The sequence below is a fragment of the Microcoleus sp. Pol11C3 genome, from assembly GCF_036701485.1.
Lineage (GTDB): Bacteria > Cyanobacteriota > Cyanobacteriia > Cyanobacteriales > Microcoleaceae > Microcoleus.
In genome coordinates, this window is sequence record NZ_JAUBQW010000039.1 from 1 (window position 1) to 18,885 (window position 18,885).

General features: G+C 45.9%; 15 protein-coding genes. 7 read left to right on the forward strand and 8 right to left on the reverse strand.

The genetic code is table 11. The features are described 5' to 3' along the window. Window positions 1-499: 499 nt before the first annotated feature. The 7 genes from QUA40_RS11570 to QUA40_RS11600 all read right to left on the reverse strand — a co-directional run bounded on the left by QUA40_RS11570 (window position 500) and on the right by QUA40_RS11600 (window position 9,189). Window positions 500-1,906 (reverse strand): hypothetical protein, encoded by a 1,407-nt coding sequence (locus QUA40_RS11570; protein ID WP_333125454.1) that lies wholly within the window; start codon window positions 1,904-1,906, stop codon window positions 500-502. Window positions 1,907-2,082: 176 nt separating this feature from the next. Then, entirely contained in the window at window positions 2,083-2,298 is a 216-nt protein-coding gene (locus QUA40_RS11575; protein ID WP_333125456.1) for a hypothetical protein, read from the reverse strand. 66 nt (window positions 2,299-2,364) lie between these two features. After that, window positions 2,365-5,547, reverse strand: a complete 3,183-nt coding sequence (locus QUA40_RS11580; RefSeq protein WP_333125459.1) for a type I restriction endonuclease subunit R — start codon at window positions 5,545-5,547, stop codon at window positions 2,365-2,367. Next, window positions 5,544-6,824 (reverse strand): restriction endonuclease subunit S, encoded by a 1,281-nt coding sequence (locus QUA40_RS11585; protein WP_333125461.1) that lies wholly within the window; start codon window positions 6,822-6,824, stop codon window positions 5,544-5,546. Before QUA40_RS11585 ends, QUA40_RS11580 begins: the two co-directional genes overlap by 4 nt. A gap of 207 nt (window positions 6,825-7,031) precedes the next feature. Beyond that, a complete protein-coding gene (locus tag QUA40_RS11590; RefSeq protein WP_216670542.1) occupies window positions 7,032-7,265 on the reverse strand; it encodes a DUF4926 domain-containing protein in 234 nt (77 codons plus the stop codon). A gap of 14 nt (window positions 7,266-7,279) precedes the next feature. Beyond that, window positions 7,280-7,612, reverse strand: coding sequence for a DUF6883 domain-containing protein (locus tag QUA40_RS11595; protein ID WP_333125465.1), 333 nt, complete (start codon window positions 7,610-7,612; stop codon window positions 7,280-7,282). A 14-nt stretch (window positions 7,613-7,626) separates the two neighbouring features. Beyond that, window positions 7,627-9,189 carry a class I SAM-dependent DNA methyltransferase gene (locus tag QUA40_RS11600; protein ID WP_333125467.1) on the reverse strand — a complete coding sequence of 521 codons (1,563 nt, stop codon included), beginning with the start codon at window positions 9,187-9,189 and terminating at the stop codon, window positions 7,627-7,629. 24 nt (window positions 9,190-9,213) lie between these two features. On the opposite strand from QUA40_RS11600, the gene QUA40_RS11605 reads away from it, so the two are divergent. The 4 genes from QUA40_RS11605 (at window position 9,214) to QUA40_RS11620 (ending at window position 13,289) form a co-directional block, all read left to right on the forward strand. Then, a complete protein-coding gene (locus QUA40_RS11605; RefSeq protein ID WP_333125470.1) occupies window positions 9,214-9,384 on the forward strand; it encodes a hypothetical protein in 171 nt (56 codons plus the stop codon). Window positions 9,385-9,557: 173 nt separating this feature from the next. Continuing rightward, window positions 9,558-11,162, forward strand: coding sequence for a metallophosphoesterase (locus tag QUA40_RS11610; RefSeq protein WP_333125473.1), 1,605 nt, complete (start codon window positions 9,558-9,560; stop codon window positions 11,160-11,162). Window positions 11,163-11,418: 256 nt separating this feature from the next. Continuing rightward, window positions 11,419-12,147 carry a DUF3891 family protein gene (locus QUA40_RS11615; RefSeq protein WP_333125476.1) on the forward strand — a complete coding sequence of 243 codons (729 nt, stop codon included), beginning with the start codon at window positions 11,419-11,421 and terminating at the stop codon, window positions 12,145-12,147. A gap of 68 nt (window positions 12,148-12,215) precedes the next feature. Next, window positions 12,216-13,289, forward strand: a complete 1,074-nt coding sequence (locus QUA40_RS11620) for a YegS/Rv2252/BmrU family lipid kinase (protein WP_445301146.1) — start codon at window positions 12,216-12,218, stop codon at window positions 13,287-13,289. 52 nt (window positions 13,290-13,341) lie between these two features. On the opposite strand, the gene QUA40_RS11625 is transcribed toward QUA40_RS11620, so the two are convergent. Then, a complete protein-coding gene (locus QUA40_RS11625; protein WP_006631047.1) occupies window positions 13,342-13,698 on the reverse strand; it encodes a hypothetical protein in 357 nt (118 codons plus the stop codon). Window positions 13,699-13,850: 152 nt separating this feature from the next. Between QUA40_RS11625 and QUA40_RS11630 the strand changes: the two genes are divergently transcribed. Genes QUA40_RS11630 through QUA40_RS11640 form a run of 3 tightly spaced genes read left to right on the forward strand, consistent with a single transcriptional unit; the run spans window position 13,851 to window position 18,868 of the window. Continuing rightward, complete coding sequence (locus QUA40_RS11630) at window positions 13,851-14,036, forward strand: hypothetical protein (protein ID WP_333125479.1); 186 nt, start codon at window positions 13,851-13,853, stop codon at window positions 14,034-14,036. Between the two features lie 43 nt (window positions 14,037-14,079). After that, window positions 14,080-18,630 (forward strand): WD40 domain-containing protein, encoded by a 4,551-nt coding sequence (locus QUA40_RS11635; RefSeq protein ID WP_333125480.1) that lies wholly within the window; start codon window positions 14,080-14,082, stop codon window positions 18,628-18,630. A 19-nt stretch (window positions 18,631-18,649) separates the two neighbouring features. After that, window positions 18,650-18,868, forward strand: a complete 219-nt coding sequence (locus tag QUA40_RS11640) for a hypothetical protein (RefSeq protein WP_333125483.1) — start codon at window positions 18,650-18,652, stop codon at window positions 18,866-18,868. The last annotated feature ends 17 nt before the right edge of the window (window positions 18,869-18,885 follow it).

An 18,885-nucleotide genomic window follows, 5' to 3' on the forward strand; every position in this document is an offset into this window, starting at 1 on the left:
TTTAGTGCATTAAAGAGAGCTAAAATGTATGCGTCTCCTGGCACATCTCTTGATGAAATTATTCGTGCTTATTGTGCTGTTTAGCGTCTCATACTTATTTGAAATGACTATATCTACAGCTCGACTTTTAAACCAGGCTCAGCATACACCTTGACAGGGCTGGCCGGAGAGCCCGCCCCACAACAATTTCATCAAACTTGACTGTAAAATTTAGATGCGCCTCGGCTTACGAAGATTAGCGGGACTGAGACAAAAACTGAGGCGAAAATGGCTTCAAACCTAGATAGAGAGACTTTTAGCTATAAAAAGCATAAATCTAGTATTTACAAGGGTTTCAGGCATTTTTAGGTCATCGGCCTCTTTCCTCCCAGACAGCGAGAGGTTTTCAGCCTCTTTAGGGGTCTTAAAATGTCTAAGTCCCACTAACCGGACATCGTGGCTGAACTCAAGAAACCAGGTTTTTGCGATCGCGAACTTTTGAAGATTCTGCCAACCTATGCTAAGAAAGAGTAGGGTGAGCTAATTTAACTTTCCCTAAAGCCATCTTCCTGCTGTCAAAGAGCTTCATCACCCCGGAGGAGATGGTGTCGATTACATCGGGAGAACAGTAAGAGAGAAACTCTTCCGACGAAATATGACCTGCAAAAAAATCTTGAGCTTTCTTCAAAAAGTTTTCAGTTTCAGAAAAGCCGATAGATTTGATAATAAACGTAGCTACGGGAGAGTTTTTAATATCGTAGGGAGATTCTTGATTTCTTCCTATTGCTAACAAATCTAAAACCTCTTTTTCTAACTGACTTTCTAAGGGGTAGGCGATTGGTCTGTTGGGCAAATAATCCTCTAAAACTGATGTTTTACATCCTGGTGCGCGCAATTCTCCCATCATGGTTGAAAGGGGAATGTCGCGGCCCAAACGGTAGGAAAGAGCTTCCAAGATGGCGATGGTAATTAGTTTTATTCGGAGGTAAAGTGTGGCAGCGGCGATATTTTTTCGAGTTCGGGCAATCATGTTAGCGTAGGTTTCATCGTCCGGTTCTTGCATAAACTGCTGGAAAACCAGTTCAGGTTTTAGGAAGTTTAAAAATCCTTCCATTTTTTGCAGAGATTCGCGGTATCCGCCCACGGTATAGGAATTGACATTGCTCAATTTGTGATTGGTTTCCGGCATCAAGTTCCAGGTATTGTCTAAGAAATCAGAGGATTTGGGAGAAGCAAAATTCTCTACATCCCGATTTGCTAACCTGACAGAACGCTTGACAATTTCTGCGGTTTCGGCATCAGTCCATCGGAAATCAAAATCGTGATTTACACTTACCAACCGCTGGTGCAAAAGTTCGATCGCACTCAAACCGCTGGGCGACAGCGGACGAAAAGGAATAGTAGCTTCGATGCAAGCGACGATTTCGGCGATCGTACTAGCTGGCAAAAAAGGCTCCAAAGATTTGGCAGCAATAACGGCACTCAAAAATTCGTTTTGGCCGCCAAACGGAGAGAGAGCCTTGCCGGGAACAAACCCAAATACTAAGGCCACTAGGTGATACATGGTATCGTTAGGCAGTTGGGTTTCATCTCTAATCACTAACTGCGATCGCACTTCTTCTAACTGCGATGGCACTTCTTTGACAAAAGGACAAAGGGCGCTGCTAATATTGAAACTGACACCCTGATCGACTTGCACGTATACGAGGTCGTGAAACAGCGCAGCCAGCACCTCGATCGGATCGACTGACCCCCCGACCTCAAAAATGTGTTCCGATGTGTGAAAGTAGCGCCAAGGCCCTCTCATCGTTTGAATGATTAGCTCAGCTATCTGCTCCAGCTTTGGAATGTCTACTCGACCTCCCAATTGCTCGATCGAGCTTACCAAGCAATCCAAGCACCGTTTTTGTTCTCCCAAAAGCTCCATTTACGCACCTCCAGTGCATTCCCTGATTGTCTTGCGTTTGATTGCATGGTATCAAAACCTGCTGCGATCGTGCCATGATTCGTCACCCAAAAATTGCAAATTTTAGGGTGAAAGATGGAGAGGGGGGAGGGAAAGAGGGGGAGAGGGGGAGAGCAAGACAGAGGGAGAGAGGGAAATTAAATATTAAAAATTCTGCCTTTATGGAGATGCGGGCAACTTGGGCGATCGGTATCATAACTTACAGTAAAGGTGACAAATAGTTGGTACAGCCTTGATGAATTTTTGATGAATTTTTGATGAATTTTTGACAAAAGCTGTGGGTGGCATTTACCAGAAAGAATTGGTTTAAAGCCCCAAGCCTGATCGAGAGAAATTAAAAGAAGACTATTCATTACTTCAATCCTCTTCCTTCCAGGTAGAGGTCGCTATCCCAGGTCAACTGTCAACTGAAACCAGCTTCAAGCGGCTGTGGTGTAAATACTGCGCCCTGCCTCAGAATAACATTCGTAGACGTGCTGGTAAACCTCTTGACATTTGCGCTGATACGTTTCGGTTGAGTAGCTTTCGGGCAGTCGATCTAAAATTTCCTCGATCGCCACTTTAACTGCTGCCTTGCTTTGCTGTCGCCTGCGCCAATCTAATACTAATTTTTCTTGCTTGAGGGTTGACAAAAGTTCCTTTGCTACTTGTTTAATTTTTTGTTTTTCTTTGTCGGTTAAAGTAATATCTGGTTTGGTCAATAAGTCAAAAATCGCTAATTCTTCTTCTGCCAAATTCTCGGATATTGCACGTTTGTCCTCAATATTGAGTTCTTGGGCAAACTCGACCAAATCGGCAAAAAATATCTCGACATTGCGGGAACCAGCATTATATTCATCAATCATTTGCTGGAACTTTTCTAAGTAATTCATCCGGCTTTTGTTGAGGCGCAGCATCTGGGTTAATTGACTGCTAATTATGCCTTTGAGTTTCTCTGTTTCGGTGTGTTTGTAACCCGATGCAAACTGGGCTTTGAGGGCGTCAAAGTCAATCTGGCTGAGGTCGATGTAGAGACGTTCCGGTGGAACGTCTCTGGATTCGGGGATGACATATGTTAAAGTACCGATCGACTGATCGAGGATTTCTTCAACAGCGGCTTTAACTTCGGTAATGTCCGACTGTGGGGTTAACTGTTTGATGCGCTTGGTAATTTCCGCAAAAGCATATAAAATAGGATTGAACTCGCCCGCTGCTGGGTCTGGGAGAATGGCTTTGTAGAGTTTGTTAACGTTTTGAGTTAGTGCTAGATATCGCTGTTTGGAATCGTCGTTGATGAGGATGGCTTCGACCGCATCATCCCATAGCTTAATACGGGCGAAAGATTCGGTAGTGGTTAGGATTTCGTCAAAATTGATGCCACGTTCAGTACAGAATTGTAGCGTAAGGTCGATCGCACTTCTCAATTCATCGACTAAGGCGGCTTTCGCTTGTACCGGAGTGTCGCCTTCTCTGACATCGCCACCGGATGCGGAACCGTAAATTGCTAAGGCTTTTTGCAAGTCGCGAAAAACGCCGATATAGTCTACAATCAGCCCGTTGACTTTATCCCCAAACACGCGATTCGCCCTGGCGATTGTTTGCATCAGGGTGTGGTTCCGCATCGGTTTGTCGAGGTAGATGGTGGAACAACTCGGCGCGTCAAATCCTGTCATCCACATCGCGCAGACAAAGACGATTCGCAGGGGGTTGTTGGCGTCTTTGAATTTCTCGTCTAATCCAGGTTTTTCTTTGGCGAGGCGCTGACGGTGGGGTTTGATAGTTAAGCCTTTTTTGTTAAAGCTTTCTTCCTCATTTTGGGAGGAGGAAATGATGACGGCCATGTCGGTTTCGGCGATGTATTGAATCTGGGCGGTTAGCTGTTCTTGTTCCGTGGTGTTTGCGGTGATGAGTTGGTTTTGTAAATCAGTTAATTGCTGTTGCCAATAGTGCTGGACTTTGTTATACATTTTAACAGCGGTGAAGCGATCGATCGAGACAACCATTGCTTTACCTTGGTAGCCACGCCCTAAAAAGTGACTGACTATATCTTTGGCGATTTCGTCTAAGCGTTCCTCTCGCGTGATCAGGTGTAATTCCCGTGCAAATTCCCGTTCGAGTTTTTTCTCTTCGGCTTCATCTAAGTCTGCTGATTCTATAACATCGGCTATCTCTTCATTGAGTTCGCTGTTGGTGAGTTCGAGTTTGGGGATGCGGTTTTCGTAGTAAAGGGGGACTGTGGCGCCGTCTTCGATGGATTGGCGGAAGTTGTAGATGCTGATGTAGTCCCCAAATTCGCGCCGCGTGGCTTCTTCTCCCACGAGTAAGGGTGTCCCGGTGAAGCCGATAAATCCGGCGTTTGGTAATGCGGTTCTCATGTTGGCGGCCCAACTATCGTATTGGGAACGGTGGGCTTCGTCGGCGATGATTATGATATTATCTCGATCGGAAAGTTTCGGGTAGGTTTCGCCTTTGTAGGTGCGGAATTTTTGAATTAATGTGAATATATAGCGGTGGTCTTCTGTCAATAGTTGTTTGAGGTGTTCGCCGCTGTGGGCGCGCACATTTTCTTCGGGTTCGGTGACAGCGCCTGTTTTGGCAAAGTTTTTGTAGATTTGGTTGTCTAAGTCGTCGCGATCGGTAATAATTACAAATGTCCAGTTTCCGGTAATTGTGCGGTGGACTTTTTGGGAAAAGAACTGCATCGAGAAGCTTTTGCCGCTACCTTGCGTGTGCCAGAAAACGCCGAGTTTGCCTTGATTTTCGCGGATGTTTTGTACGGCTTCTAGGCAATTGTTCACACCGAGATACTGATGATTTTTGGCAACGAGTTTGATTAAATTGCCTTGTTCTTCGCTAAATAAGGTGAAGTTTTCGACAATATCTAAGAGTTTGGGTTTGTCGCAGGTTCCGCGAATTAGGGTTTCCAGGGAGATGATGCCTTGTTCGCCTTCGTTATTGATTTTTTTCCAGTCTGAGAAATACTCCCAGGTGGCGGTGAGGCTAGCGATTTTGCTGATGCTTCCGTTGGAGAGGATAACGATGCTGTTGTACCAAAATAATTGCGGGATTTCTTTTCGGTAGTCGCAGAAGTTGTCTTGATAGGCGAGTTCGACTCGTTCTCCGGAGGCTTTGAGTTCGATGAATATCAGGGGAATGCCGTTTATGAAGCCGATTAAGTCGGTGCGTCGAGTGTACATTTCCCCGGTAATCCAGAATTGGGAAGCGAGGAAAAAGTCGTTGTTGGTGGGGTTTTTCCAGTCGATGATGGTGACGTTTTCGGTGATTTCTTCGCCGTCGTCGTTGCGGTAGGTGACTTTTACTCTATCTTTGAGGAGGTTGTAAATTTCGCGGTTGGCGCTGGCGAGAGTGAGGGCGTTTCTGTCGCGGGTGAGTTGTTCGATGGCGAGGTTAATTGCTGGTTTGGGGAGGTGAGGGTTGAGTTTTTCTAGGGCTGGTTGTAGTTTGGAGATGAGGACAACTTCGCTTCTGGTTTCTCGCCCTAAGTTGCTGGTTCCGCTAATCCATTCGTTGTAGCAATTGGCTGTGGTGTAGCCTAGTTTTTCAAATAGGGCGATGGTTGAGAGTTCTAATGCTTCTTCGGAGTCGGGGTGGGGTTGAGTCATGCGGCTATTTCTCCGGTGTTGATGTCGAGGTTTTCTACGTCGATTTCGCCTGAGATGAGTCTGGGGAGGAGTAAGTCGCGGGTTTCGCGAAGAATCTGGTTACGAAAAATAAAATTGTCAATTTGCCTATAAATATCATTCACAATTGAATCAAAATCGGTACAAAGTGACAAAAACGGTAAAATTATTCTCACTTCTTCAATTTGCAAACCGCTCATGTTAGGTTGAGCGGCTCCATCTGCTAATTTAAAGAAGCGGTTTTGTCCTTCTTCGCTGCTTATAATCTGCCAAATATACGAACGGTAGTTATAGAGAGGTTCTATTTTAGCAACACGTTGGTTTAAAAGCATGGGCTCTTTCGTCCGCAACTTTCCAACTTTTCCTGCTGTCGCCCCAGTCATGGCTATTAAAAATTCCCCACCTTTTAATAAATACTTTTTTAATTTTGGAGTTAGTATACTCTGAGAAACAAAATCTGTTTGTTGAATATCTACAGTATTATTTGCATTAATGTTTTTGATTTTAATAACAGGAATTCCTGTCTTTTGCCAGTCTTTACTTTTAAAAGCATATCCTGGAATAACACAAGATACATCACCAAGCTTTGCTACCTCCCACCCTTCAGGAATCAGCCCCAATTCTGAATCTACCATCTGCACCTGTTCGTGGCCGGGAAAGCGGAATTTGACGAACCACTCGCGGTAGATCGATCGCGCCATCTCTTCCAATATCTCAATCCGCCGCGTGTTATTCTCGATTAGGCGATCGTACGCTGAGAGAATCGCAGCAATTTTGCGCTGGATGGGGAGAGGAGGTAAAAGTACCTCCATCTCTTTGAGTAGTCCAATACTCATCCGTACTTGATTGGCAGAACCTCTTGCGTGCCGAATTATATAGTTACGAAAAAATTGAGACTTACCTAAATAGGCTAGATATTTTTTGTCTAAATAATTGTTAGCAGGTGCAATTCTTACAGCGTTTTGGTTTAAAAGTGCGCCCTGTACGTATTGAGGAACAATTCCAGGTCTTCCAACTACAGACCCCGGCTGTGTAGGATGTGAGCCTACCGTTGCAATTACTAAATCACCTTGAAATAAAGTATGTTTTTTATACTTAGATATGCTTTCGGGCAGTAAATATTTACATTGCTGTAAATTAATAGTTTCATTTTGAATATCGCTAACTCGAACTACAGGAATTCCCGACTCAACGTACTCGTCCGGTGTCCATGCACCTCCATTTGTAAAATCGGCCACCTCTCCTAATTTTTTGAGCAACCACTTTTTCATTTAAAATAATTCTCCAACAATATCACAACATTCTCAGCAATTCGTTCTTCCAAGCCCCGCACCATACCTAATTAACTCTCCTCGTGAATAACCCTTTCCAATTGCTCAGCCAGTGGCGCTAAATTATTAGTCACCGTATCCCAAACAATATCTAAATCGATCGCCTCTGGCATTTGCTCTAAAAACGCGATCGCCTTAAACTTTAACTAACATTTCCTCTGTCAACTTATAATGATGTAAAACCATCAGTTGATTAGCTGTTAAAGTCTCGATCGCATAAGCCCGACCATTCAAATCGCTAAACTCAACTTCAAAAACTCCCGGTTCATACACTTCAACAATAGTTCCCACCTGACCTCGATATAAATTAAGTTCCGGCAAATTTTCCAGCAATGCTACCACATCTAATAACTTGATTACCGAGTTCATAATTTCACCTCTTGTTATAGAATAAAACACGTTACCAGTCGCGGGAAATTTTCATTATCCCGAACCATCCACACACTGCGAACAGTTGCTTGTTTTTCCTTTCTAATCATCAAAAAATCTACTTGATATTTTTGGCCGTATGGACTGCGTTTATCGAGAGCGGTATCAGTATTTTTGATAGCTTGTAGCAAGGCAGTTTTTAACTCATCAGCATCCTCTATTCCCATGCCTAAAGCAGATTGAAAAACCCGCGCTTTGTGTTGACCATCTGAATGTCTCGGATTGAGACAGTAACCCGATAGTTTTTCCTCATCAATAATAGCTTGTTCAGGATTGGGGAGTTTCATATAGCACTAATTCATCAACAATTCAAAATTTGCATGACATTCTCAGCAATTGTTTCTTCTAACCCCCGCGCCTCAACATTCAAAATTTCCAATTCCTCATTCAACTCCTCCAACCGTGCGGCAAAATCAAAATCCTCCGCCTCCTTGCGTTCCGCTACCCCAACATAACGCCCAGGATTGAGACTCCATCCCTGCGCCTCAATCTCATCCAATGTTGCTATTTTACACAACCCCGCCACATCCCGATAAACCTTATCTGGGAAAGTCTCAGTCAGCATTTCGGAACCACCAACCGTCAACTCTGCCTTTTCCCCTCGGTACAGCCGCACAATATTTGAGATAAACTCAATCTGTGCATCGCTAAACTCTCGATGGGCCCGATCGACCTGACGGTAAATATGCCGCGCATCAATAAACAATACTTTATCCTGGCGAGGAGTTTTCAGCTTCCGCCTGTCGAAAAACCACAGCGTACAGGGTAGCGTCACCGTATAAAAGAAATTAGAACCGATCGCAATCATCACATCCACCGCCCTTTTTTCAATCAACCGGCGGCGAATCTCCAACTCCGAACCCCGCGCATCCGACGCTGAGTTGGCCATCACAAACCCTGCCCGTCCCTTCGGATTCAAAGCAGTATAAAATAGCTGAATCCAGAGATAGTTTGCATTGTCAGTAGTCGGCGCACCAAAGGGATAATGAGGGTTGTCCTTAATCTTTTCTCTATCCACCCCATTAACATTAAACGGCGGATTAGCCATCACAAAATCAAATTCACCCACGCTGTTGTGAATATCTTGATAATAAGTGTTACCTTCCCGGATATTTCGCAAACCAGAAACGCCGTGAACTGCCAAATTCATCTGACACAGTTTCACGGTTCCGTCTACCTTTTCCTGACCGTAAACACTAATTACTTGATTCGGGTCAAATCCTAACTTATTCCTAACCCGAATCGCACTCTGCACCAGCATTCCCCCAGCACCACAAGCCGGGTCTAAAATTCGCCCGTAATTCGGCTCTATTACATCGACTATCAGCTTTACCAGAGAAATTGGAGTAAAAAACTCTCCGCCTTTCTGCCCTTCTTTCTGAGCAAAATTTCCCAGGAAATACTGATAAATTTCCCCAAACGCATCCTCAGTAATATTGTTTCGGGGAATCCGATTTAAGATTTTCAACAACTCCCGCAAAATCGGTTTTTCCAAGCTGTTGTAATTTCTAGGCAAAGCGCCGCCGAGTTCCTCATTTTCATCTGCGATCGCCTTCATCGCCCCATTAATCGCCCCGCCAATATCCTCAGCTTCCGGGCGATCGATCAAATAATCAAAACGCGCAGTTTCCGGCAAATAAAGCGCCCCTTTTGCCTGGTAATCCGTCTTACCCACCGTGCGTCGCCTACTACTTCCCGCTGCAATTTGCTGTGAAACCAAGCCAAACTTATAGTCAGCGTACAGCAGAAAAACCAATCCGAGAACGGGAACCGAATATTCCGAAGGCTTGAGTTTAGAATTTGCCCTGAGTTCATCGGCTGCTTCCCAAAGGCGTTTTTCGAGTTCGGTGTAGTTTGCTGGCATTGTTAGTGTTAAATTCCCACGTCCTTGATTGATTCCCTCGTCCTCGGCAACAACAAACAGCACCGCCTCGTACAAACTCTTATTTTAGTTGAGAGACGGGGCGATCGTATCAAAACCAAAGAAACGGGGTTTTTGGCCGTTGCGATCGGTGGTAACTCACATCCTGCACCACTTCCAATAACCGCCAGGGGTTGAAACCCCCGACCGGTTAAAGAGAATGCCAGATGTCAGTTGTAACGCCGTATTCTCGTAAAAAACCAGGTTTCTGACCACCCGCGCGCCGATTTTCAGCTTTTAGAGAGATGTAAAAACTCGCCCGATCGCTACACTATTAACTAGAAACTCAGCAATTTTGGAGAAGAGGTGAATTGAAATTCGTTTCCGACCCGCAAATAAAAGTCAAAATCCGCAAAATGAACGAGCGGGTGCGGTGGCAAGAAAAATCGATCGTCGATCGGGGAATCGACCAAACTCGGATAGTTTTAGAAACTCAAACCACCGACTCTCCAGAGTTTTCGTTTTTAGTCGCAGGCGACAGCGGCACGGGCAATCACCGCGGCCACAATCCCCAGCGGCAGATTGCCGAACAGATGCTCTCGGAACGCGAAACTTGCCGTTTCGTCCTCCACACCGGCGATGTAGTTTATCTCGTCGGTTCCAGCGAATATTACTTCCAAAACTTTATTCGCCCCTACCGAGAATTTATAGTCGGCGGCGAGCATCCCTCCCGGATTGCCTACGATCGCATGGTGTTTAACTTTCCGTTTTTGCCCGTACCGGGAAACCACGACTATTACGACTTGCCGATAGTCTACGGCATTCTGTCAGCGACAGCTTTACCGCTGCGCCGGCTGTTGGGTTCCAAGTTGGACCTCGATGTCGGCTTGCACGGTTCCGATCGCGGAAATGCCTACGCCAAAGCCTTTCTCGACTACCTGCAAGCTCACAAAATGCCGGGAGAGCTCGATCGCCACCTAGACACCCACTACACCGCCAGCACCAGCACAGGCCGCTGTATCCGCTACCAACCCGGACGCTTTACCCGCTTACCCAACCGCTACTACACCTTCCGCAGTGGCGGCATCGACTTCTTCGCCCTCGACTCCAACACCTTCAACGAACCATTACCGATCCCGAAAACCAAACAGGGCGACATTCGCCGCCAGAATTTGGAACTCGATCGCCAGAAATTGGAACAAGAAAAATTAACAATGCTCGAAATGTGCGATCGGCTCAACCCCAAGAATCCCGAGGAAGCCGAACAGCTAGACGACTTGGCCGCCAAATTAGAGCAAGTTGACGAAATGTTGATGGATATTGACAAACAACTGTCCCCCGACAACACAGCCGCCACCGACGTTGAACAGCTCGAATGGCTGAAAAAAAGGCTGATTAACTCCTGGCGCGATTCCCAGGTGCGGGGGCGGGTAATTTACCTGCACCATCCCCCCTACGTGACAGAGGCGACAAAGTGGAATCAAGCTCAAACTTTGGCCGTTCGGTTGCGATTGCGCGAGGTGCTCGATACGGTGGCCGATGCAGTTGGGGAAGTAGCGCGGGGGCGTCCGCTAGTAGATTTGGTGCTGACCGGCCACGCTCACTGTTTGGAATACCTGCGGACTGGGGATACTGGACACGGCGACTCTGGCATTAATTGGATTGTCTGCGGGGGAAGCGGCCACAGTCTCCGCCGCCAGCGCCCGGAAGGGCCGATGTTGCAGGAACCATCGACTCCAGAAGCTTATCAGTTGGCGCGTGAGGGCGGGCGATCGCAAAAAGGCGATCGCCCGATAGCGGAATCTTTGCTATTTGTCGGCCGCAGTGGTCAAGGTTCCCACAAACGCCGTCCTTATTCGTGTTTGCGGATTGATGTTCTCGACGGATGCCCCCCCAAGTTCCGCATCCGACCTTTGGTTGTCGAACGATTTGAGGGGAAATGGCAGGAGATATCGATCAAACCTTTTGTAATTTAACGAATGAAGTTGCCGTCACGATCGGGTTTTGTCCCAACAAACGGCTTAATTCCTCAGCTTGAAACTCTGAAGATTCTCTCTCAAACCCGGAAAACTTCAATAGACTCGCATTGCATTCATTCGATCGCCATAACAGGAAATTATCTGCGTTAATCAGCGTTAATCTGCCTTGCATCTGCGGTCGATCTATCAATCAAAGATTAAAGCAATTGCTCATCTCATCTTTGCACTCAACTTAATTCAGGAGAAAAACTCAATGATTGCTAACTTAACCGCCACCGGCTGGGAAATTATTTACCACCGCGCCCACGCTTTGCTCGCCGCCCAACTTGGCGGACAGTGGAAGCGCTCGAAATCTCCGCTTCGCCTCTACGAAACCATAGCGGCGATTTCGCATCACGACGATTTGGAGAAAGAGTGGGAAGAAAATATTTTGACAGAAGCGGGCGCGCCCTTTGATTTTACCTTGCAGACGGAAACCTCTCTGCCGAAAATTAAAGCCATGGCGCAGAATGCCCTATATCGCGGTAGGTGGGTAGCAATGCTAATTTCTATGCACATGAGCTTTCTCAATGAAGGAAAGCGGGGAGAGTCGAAGGAACTCGACGAGTTTTTGGACGAACAACTGGAAAATCAAAAAAAATGGCGCAAAGAGTTGCAAGTTTCCGAGGAAGATGCTAAGGCAGCTTATGCTTTTTTCCAGTGGTGCGATCGGCTATCATTAATTCTTTGCTGCCGCGAGTTACCCGCCGGAGAACGAGCTTTAGAAATTAGTGTCGGCCCGGACGGTAAGCGCTACGATATTGTACAGAACAGCAACGAACTCGTGACTGTAACTCCTTGGCCTTTTGAAGACGATAAATTTACCGTGAACGTCGAAGCGTGCCGCTTGGATAAAGTCAAGTTCGACAGCAACAAGGAAATCAAGGAAGCGCTGCAAAAAGCTCCGCGCGAAGTCTTAGAGTGGACTTTTGTCAAGTCTTAATTAAACCTCTAGCACCAATACTGCACCGTTCTAGGTTGGTAGCGAGAACTTAAGTCCGAGCGAGTTTTATGAGGACTGAAGTTCTCGCTACCAACCAATTTGATTGTTGGCGGTTTACCGGACATAATATTATCAATGACTCCTTACCAATTATCCATTACCAATTACCAAATATGGAACGTTCAGCTTGCCTAATTTTCAATCCAGTCGCCGGTAACAGCGACCCCGACCAAGACTTAGCTAGAATTCAGGAACTTTTAGAGCCTTTTATTGACTTAGACATTCGGCTGACAACCCCAGAATTAGACGCAGATCAAATCGCCCGCGAAGCAGTTGCTAGGGGAGTTGAGGCAATTATTGCTTGCGGGGGCGACGGCACATTATCAGCGGTTGCTGGGGCGATTGTCAGCACCAATATTCCTTTAGGAATTATTTCGCGGGGAACTGCTAATGCTTTTGCTAATGCTTTAGAGATTCCGAATACAATTGAAACCGCCTGCGAAAATATTTTGGGAGGGTTGACGCGGGTGGTGGATGCGGCGATTTGCAACGGTGAAATGCCGATGGTTTTGTTAGCTGGAGTGGGTTTTGAGGCGGAAACTGTCGAACTAGCCGATCGCGAAATGAAGAATCGCTGGGGAATGCTGGCTTACATTTTGTCGGGAATTAAACAGTTAAACAATTTAGAAAGATTTGAAGCGGAAATCGAAACCGAAGATAGAATTATCAGCCTTACTGCTGTGGCCGTCACCGTGGCAAATGCAGCGCCGCCTACTTCGATTTTAGCTCAAGGCCCGGCGGGGATTGTTTTTGATGACGGCTTGCTGGACGTGACGCTGGTGGCGCCTCAGAATAAAGCTGGGGCGATCGCAGCTTCTTATCATCTATTGCAAACAGCTTTGAGCGGCAATCCTACCGATCGCGACGACATCGGTTATTTGCGGGCAAAAAAAGTAAAGATTACTACCGATCCGCCTCAAAAAGTGGTTTTAGACGGGGAAATCATCGGCATGACTCCGGTTTCTATTGAGTGCGTTCCCGGAGGTTTAACTATTTTTGTACCGCGAGTGGAAGAAGAGCCCGTGGTGGAAAAACTCACCGGTTTAGCGGACATCGAAATTACAATTAAACCCTTAACTTAAACTTTTTAGCGACACAAATAATCCGAAAGACCGCCCGGGCGGTCTTTCTTTTTTATGCGTCTAAAATTTGGCGAATGCGGCGCTCCAAACGTTCGAGGTCGAGTCCGCCTTCATCGCGGCTGATGCGGCGCACGGTGACGTTAACATTGCTCAAATCTGCCAGCAAATCTTGCAGAATTTCTTGTTGCTGCCGAGCTTGAGTTATTTCGCGCGGTTCCTGCACCAAATCGCGAACGATTGTATCTTCTGCGCGCGAAGCAACGATCGGGTCTGCTTCGCCGTCTACGTGCACGAAAGTGCGCCGACCGGGCCCCCGTTCTTCTTCAATTGGTATTACTGCTGTTACTCGATCGGAGCGTACATATTTGCCAAATCCCAGGTGGACTAAGACAGAAGATTGTATTTTCATAGATAGCAAGTTTTATTTGTTAGTTATCTATATTTTAACTTTTACATTCAGGATATAACAACTAATATGACAGTTAATTTTACTACAAAATAGGTCGGTTTATGCTCTGTTTTATTATTGTCATTTTTTGTGAATTATGCTAAGCTAATTAAGTGAATAGAACCTACGCAGGGGTAGTCAGAAACCGGGTTTTTTCCGAAAATATTTCGTTCCAGCCAGCAGATTCGGTAAAAACCCGGTTTCTTTGGTCGGAGCGCGTAAATCCTGTTAACATAAAAATAGAGCAGTTTGCGATCGTCGCCCGCAGCGCATTTCAGGGACACAGCCTACCGATTTGAGATTTGAGCATTACTCCCACCGAAAAACAGGAAAGCCTAAATCATGCTAATTAGTCTCGACTTAGTTATCAGCCTCCTGACGGCAATTCCCTTCGGCACTATCAAAGACAAGTTTCAGCGCAACGAAACAGTCATCAAATTATTAAAAAGATTTAACCTCGACCCCGATGCTCCGCCCGCAGATTTTAGCGGAGTGTATGTTTATACTTTAGTAGAATACGGCGCTGGCAAACCCAAGCAGATTTTAGAACTGTTTCGCCAAAAAGAGATTGAATCAGCATTTCGCAAAGCTTTCGAGTCCGATAGCCCAGCCATTTTAATTAAAGCAGGCGATGAATATCTGAATGAGAGTGCTTTAGGCAAAGAAATTCGGAATTTAGGCATTGACCCCAGACGGGAATTCATGGCATTTGCCGCCGTGTTTATGGAAGTAGCAAAGCGGACGCGGACGCTAGGAGATGTAATGATGGGAAATTCGATCGCATCTTTGCAAAAACGCCTATCTATGGTAATGGATCGCATCGAACGCCTCCCCACTATCGAAGGAATTCGCACCGAATTTGCACGGCTGGAATCTGAAGATTATCCCGCACTTCCCGCCGCAGCATCAACTAATATTCAAAAGTCTCAAGCTTTTATTTTATCGCAACAAGTTCGCGGGTGGTTTGAAACATTAAGTTATAAGTTTGAAACCTATCAAATCTCGGAAGATAACTATTTTGAATGGATTATCAATGTTCCCGTCAGACGCAATCGGTACGATCGCATTTTAGTGCGCGGAATTGCCGGAGAAGCGGGACTCAAGGATATCTCAGCCTTGCGCGAGTCGGTGGAAAAACAGCGCACCGATGAAGGATGGTTAGTCACCGCCCGCCGCATCAGTCGCGCCGCGCGGGATGAAGTAGAAAAAGATGAAAATCGTAATTTAGCTTGCTATACGTTTGATGAATTACTCGACCAAGATGCCGATTTTACCGCTTATCTGGATTGGCTAGAAACTGAAATAACCAGCCGAGAAATTGATACCAAATATGTGCCGCTAGCCTGTACGAAAGAAGAAATTGACCCCGATACTCACCGCAAGATAGGCGTGAGTCATTATGACGGGCGAGATGGCTGGATCGAAGGTTATATTGACCTGTGGTTGAATGACCCAGTAAAAGAACATATTTCAGTTTTAGGAGAATTTGGAACCGGCAAAAGTTGGTTTGCGATGCACTATGCTTGGATGGCACTGCAACGCTACCGAGAGGCTCAAAAGCGGGGCTTAGAACGTCCGCGTTTGCCGTTAGTAATTCCTTTGCGAGATTACGCGAAAGCAGTTAGCATCGAGTCGCTATTTTCCGAGTTTTTCTTTCGGAAACACGAGATACCTTTGGCAGGTTATTCTGCCTTTGAACAACTCAATCGCATGGGTAAATTTCTGCTAATTTTCGATGGTTTTGATGAAATGGCCGCTAAGTGCGATCGGCAAGAAACCATCAACAACTTCTGGGAACTAGCAAAAGCCGTCGTTCCCGGCGCAAAAGTCATCCTCACTTGCCGTACCGAACACTTTCCTGAAGGCAAGGAAGGACGGGCATTGTTCAATGCAGAACTGCAAGCGTCAACAACCATTTTAACAGGCGAAACTCCCCAATTTGAAGTCTTAGAATTAGAGAAATTTAACGACGAGCAAATTAGGCAAGCGCTGTCATTTCAAACAGAAGCGGGGACAGTAGAAAAAGTGATGGGAAACCCGCAACTATTGGACTTAGCGCGTCGCCCTGTGATGACCGAGTTAATTTTGGAAGCATTGCCCGATATTGAAGCTGGAAAACCAGTCGATATGTCGCGGATATATCTATATGCGGTGCGGCGGAAGATAGAGAGAGATATCAAAGCAGAACGGACTTTTACTTCCGTAGCAGATAAGCTTTACTTTTTGTGCGAACTGTCTTGGGAAATGCTGTCTACCAACCAAATGAGTATCAATTATCGCAGTTTTCCCGATCGCATTCGCAGCCTGTTTGGTTCCGTCGTCCAAGAGGAAAAAGACTTAGACCACTGGCACTACGACATGATGGGTCAAACGATGCTAATCCGCAATGCAGATGGGGATTATGCTCCGGCCCACCGTTCGTTATTAGAGTTTTTTGTCGCTTATAAATTTGCCGCAGAATTGGGAGTTTTGGCGGCAGATTTTACCGCATTAGTTGCGCCCGAACAGTCTTGTGTCAATCCTGATGCAGCGCCTCAATCGTACACCTGGTCTAATTATTGTCAGATTCAGGCTCAGAAGAGAAATAACAACGAACTTATCGCGCCTTTAAAGGGATTTGTTGCTGAAGATTTAGGTCAACTTCTTCAGAGTTTCGGACAAGCGCCACTGACTAAAGCTGTGATGGATTTGTTGTTGCCGATGTTGGATGCAAATTCTCCCCCCTTGTTAAGAGGGGCCGGGGGGGATCGTGACGATGCTAGCCAGGAGAGATCCCCCCAACCCCCCTTAACAAAGGGGGCTTTAGAGAAGTCGCCCCTACTCGAAATTATAGAAGCAACACGGGGTAAAACTGAAAGTCAAGTAGGTTATGTGGGAGGGAATGCGGCGACGCTGCTGTTGAAAAAGGACAAGACTGCTTTAGAAGGTAAAGACTTCTCCAGTGCAGTTATTTTAGGTGCTGATTTTACAAAGGCGACGCTGCGCCACGTCAATTTTGCTGAAGCGAATTTGGCTAATTCTGCTTTTACTAACATCTTCGGCAGTATTCGATCGGTAATATTTAGTCCGGATGGAAAACTGTTAGCTACAGGTGATAGTGATGGCGTAGTTCGCTTGTGTGAAGGTAGCAGTGGAAAAGAAATATTGACCTGTAAAGGACATACCAACGTCGTGGAGTCTGTCGCCTTCAGTCCAGACGGCGAGATACTTGCTAGCGCGAGCTATGACAAAACAATCAAGTTATGGGATGTCAAGACTGGTGAATGTTTAAAAGTGTTGCAGGGACATACCGAATCAGTAATGTTTGTCACCTTCAATCATGAGGGAAATATACTCGCTAGTGGCAGTTTCGATCGCACGGTAAGGTTATGGGATATCCGCACGGGTGAATGCCTCAAAACTTTGCAAGACCATACTAAAGTTGTATTTTCAGTTGCTTTCCATCCTGCTGGTGAGATGCTTGCCAGTGGAAGCGGCGACAAAACAGTGAGGCTGTGGAATGTCGGTACTGGTGAATGTCTCAAAACTTTGCAAGGTCATACTAAAAATGTGTTTTCAGTGGCTTTCAATTCTGCTGGTGAGATGCTGGCTAGTGGAAGCGCCGACAAAATAGTGAGGCTGTGGAATATCGGTAGCGGTGAATGTCTCAAAACTTTGGAGGGACATTTGGGTCAAATACGGTCAGTAGCCTTCAGTCCAAATGACGAAATACTCGCAAGTGGAAGTTACGATCAAACAGCGAAACTGTGGGATATCCGCACTGGTGAATGCTTGAATACTTTGCAAGGACATTGTAATCAAGTAGGGTCAGTGGCTTTCCATCCTGCAGGTGAAATACTTGTTAGCGGTAGTTACGACCAAACGCTGAGGCTGTGGGCTATTAACAGCGGTGAATGCTTGAATACGTTGCAAGGGCATAGCACTCAAGTAAGGTCAGTAGCCTTTAGTCCAAACGGTGAAATTCTTGCCAGCGGCGATGACCAACAAACAGTCAGGCTGTGGGATGTCAACACTGGTGAATGCCTCCAAATCTTGCAGGGTCATCTCGATCGGGTGCATTTAGTTGCCTTCCATCCAAACGGTGAAATACTTGCTAGCGGAAGCTACGACCAAATGCTGAGGCTGTGGGATATTCGCAGTGGTGAATGCCTCCATACTTTGCCAGAGTGTGGAAAGGAAGTACGCTCGATCGCCTTTAGTCCTTCGGGTGAAATACTTGCCAGTGGTAGTTATGACCAAACGGTGAGGCTGTGGGATATCCGCAGTGGTGAATGCCTCAAAACTTCGCAAGGGCATAACAGTTCATTATACTCGGTTGCCTTCAGTCCTTTGGGCGAGATATTTGCCAGTACAGGTTATGACGGAACGGTGAGGCTGTGGGATATCCATACTGGTGAATGCCTCCAAATCTTTCAGGGGCATACCGGTTGGGCACGCGCGATCGCCTTTAGCCAGAACGGTGAAATGCTTGCCAGTGGAAGTAGCGATCAAACAGTAAGAATATGGGATATCCATACTGGTAAATGCCTCACTATTTTTCACGGCCATACTGATTGGATACGTTCAGTTGCCTTTAGTTATTCGGGTGAGTTAGTTGCTAGTGGAAGTGTCGATAAAACGGTAAGATTATGGAATATTCGTACAGGTGAATGTCTAAAAGTTTTGCAATGTTATACGAGTAGAATTAACTCATTTACCTTCAATTATGATGGTAAATTGATTGCTACTTGCAATCGGGATGGCACAATTATGATTTGGGAGATTGAGACAGGTGAGTGCCTCAAAATACTCAAAAGTGACAGACCTTATGAAAACATGAATATTGCAGGAGTTACGGGTTTAACGGAAGCTGAAAAAGCCACGCTCAAAGCTTTAGGTGCTGTGGAAAATTAATCATCGCAAAGGAGGAAGTATGCAGTCAGCAATACGGATTACAACCAAAGTTCTTGCAGGAAATAAACTTGAAATTCAAGTGCCGCCTGGATCTGTGGGCGAAGAGGTTGAAGTTTTTGTGATTATACCAGAAAAGCCTCAAAATCGGCGGCGTAAAGTGTTGGAATTGCTTACAGAAATCCGCAGCCGTCATGTTTCCAGAACAGTTGAAGAGATTGACCTGGAACTTCAAGAATAAAGAAACTACTGAAGCAG

Coding starts and splice junctions, on each gene's coding strand:
- QUA40_RS11570 (WP_333125454.1), bottom strand. CDS start 1,906: ATGGAGCTTTTGGGAGAACAAAAACGGTGCTTGGATTGCTTGGTAAGC.
- QUA40_RS11575 (WP_333125456.1), bottom strand. CDS start 2,298: ATGAATAGTCTTCTTTTAATTTCTCTCGATCAGGCTTGGGGCTTTAAA.
- QUA40_RS11580 (WP_333125459.1), bottom strand. CDS start 5,547: ATGACTCAACCCCACCCCGACTCCGAAGAAGCATTAGAACTCTCAACC.
- QUA40_RS11590 (WP_216670542.1), bottom strand. CDS start 7,265: ATGAACTCGGTAATCAAGTTATTAGATGTGGTAGCATTGCTGGAAAAT.
- QUA40_RS11595 (WP_333125465.1), bottom strand. CDS start 7,612: ATGAAACTCCCCAATCCTGAACAAGCTATTATTGATGAGGAAAAACTA.
- QUA40_RS11600 (WP_333125467.1), bottom strand. CDS start 9,189: ATGCCAGCAAACTACACCGAACTCGAAAAACGCCTTTGGGAAGCAGCC.
- QUA40_RS11615 (WP_333125476.1), top strand. CDS start 11,419: ATGATTGCTAACTTAACCGCCACCGGCTGGGAAATTATTTACCACCGC.
- QUA40_RS11620 (WP_445301146.1), top strand. CDS start 12,216: ATGAGGACTGAAGTTCTCGCTACCAACCAATTTGATTGTTGGCGGTTT.
- QUA40_RS11625 (WP_006631047.1), bottom strand. CDS start 13,698: ATGAAAATACAATCTTCTGTCTTAGTCCACCTGGGATTTGGCAAATAT.
- QUA40_RS11635 (WP_333125480.1), top strand. CDS start 14,080: ATGCTAATTAGTCTCGACTTAGTTATCAGCCTCCTGACGGCAATTCCC.
- QUA40_RS11640 (WP_333125483.1), top strand. CDS start 18,650: ATGCAGTCAGCAATACGGATTACAACCAAAGTTCTTGCAGGAAATAAA.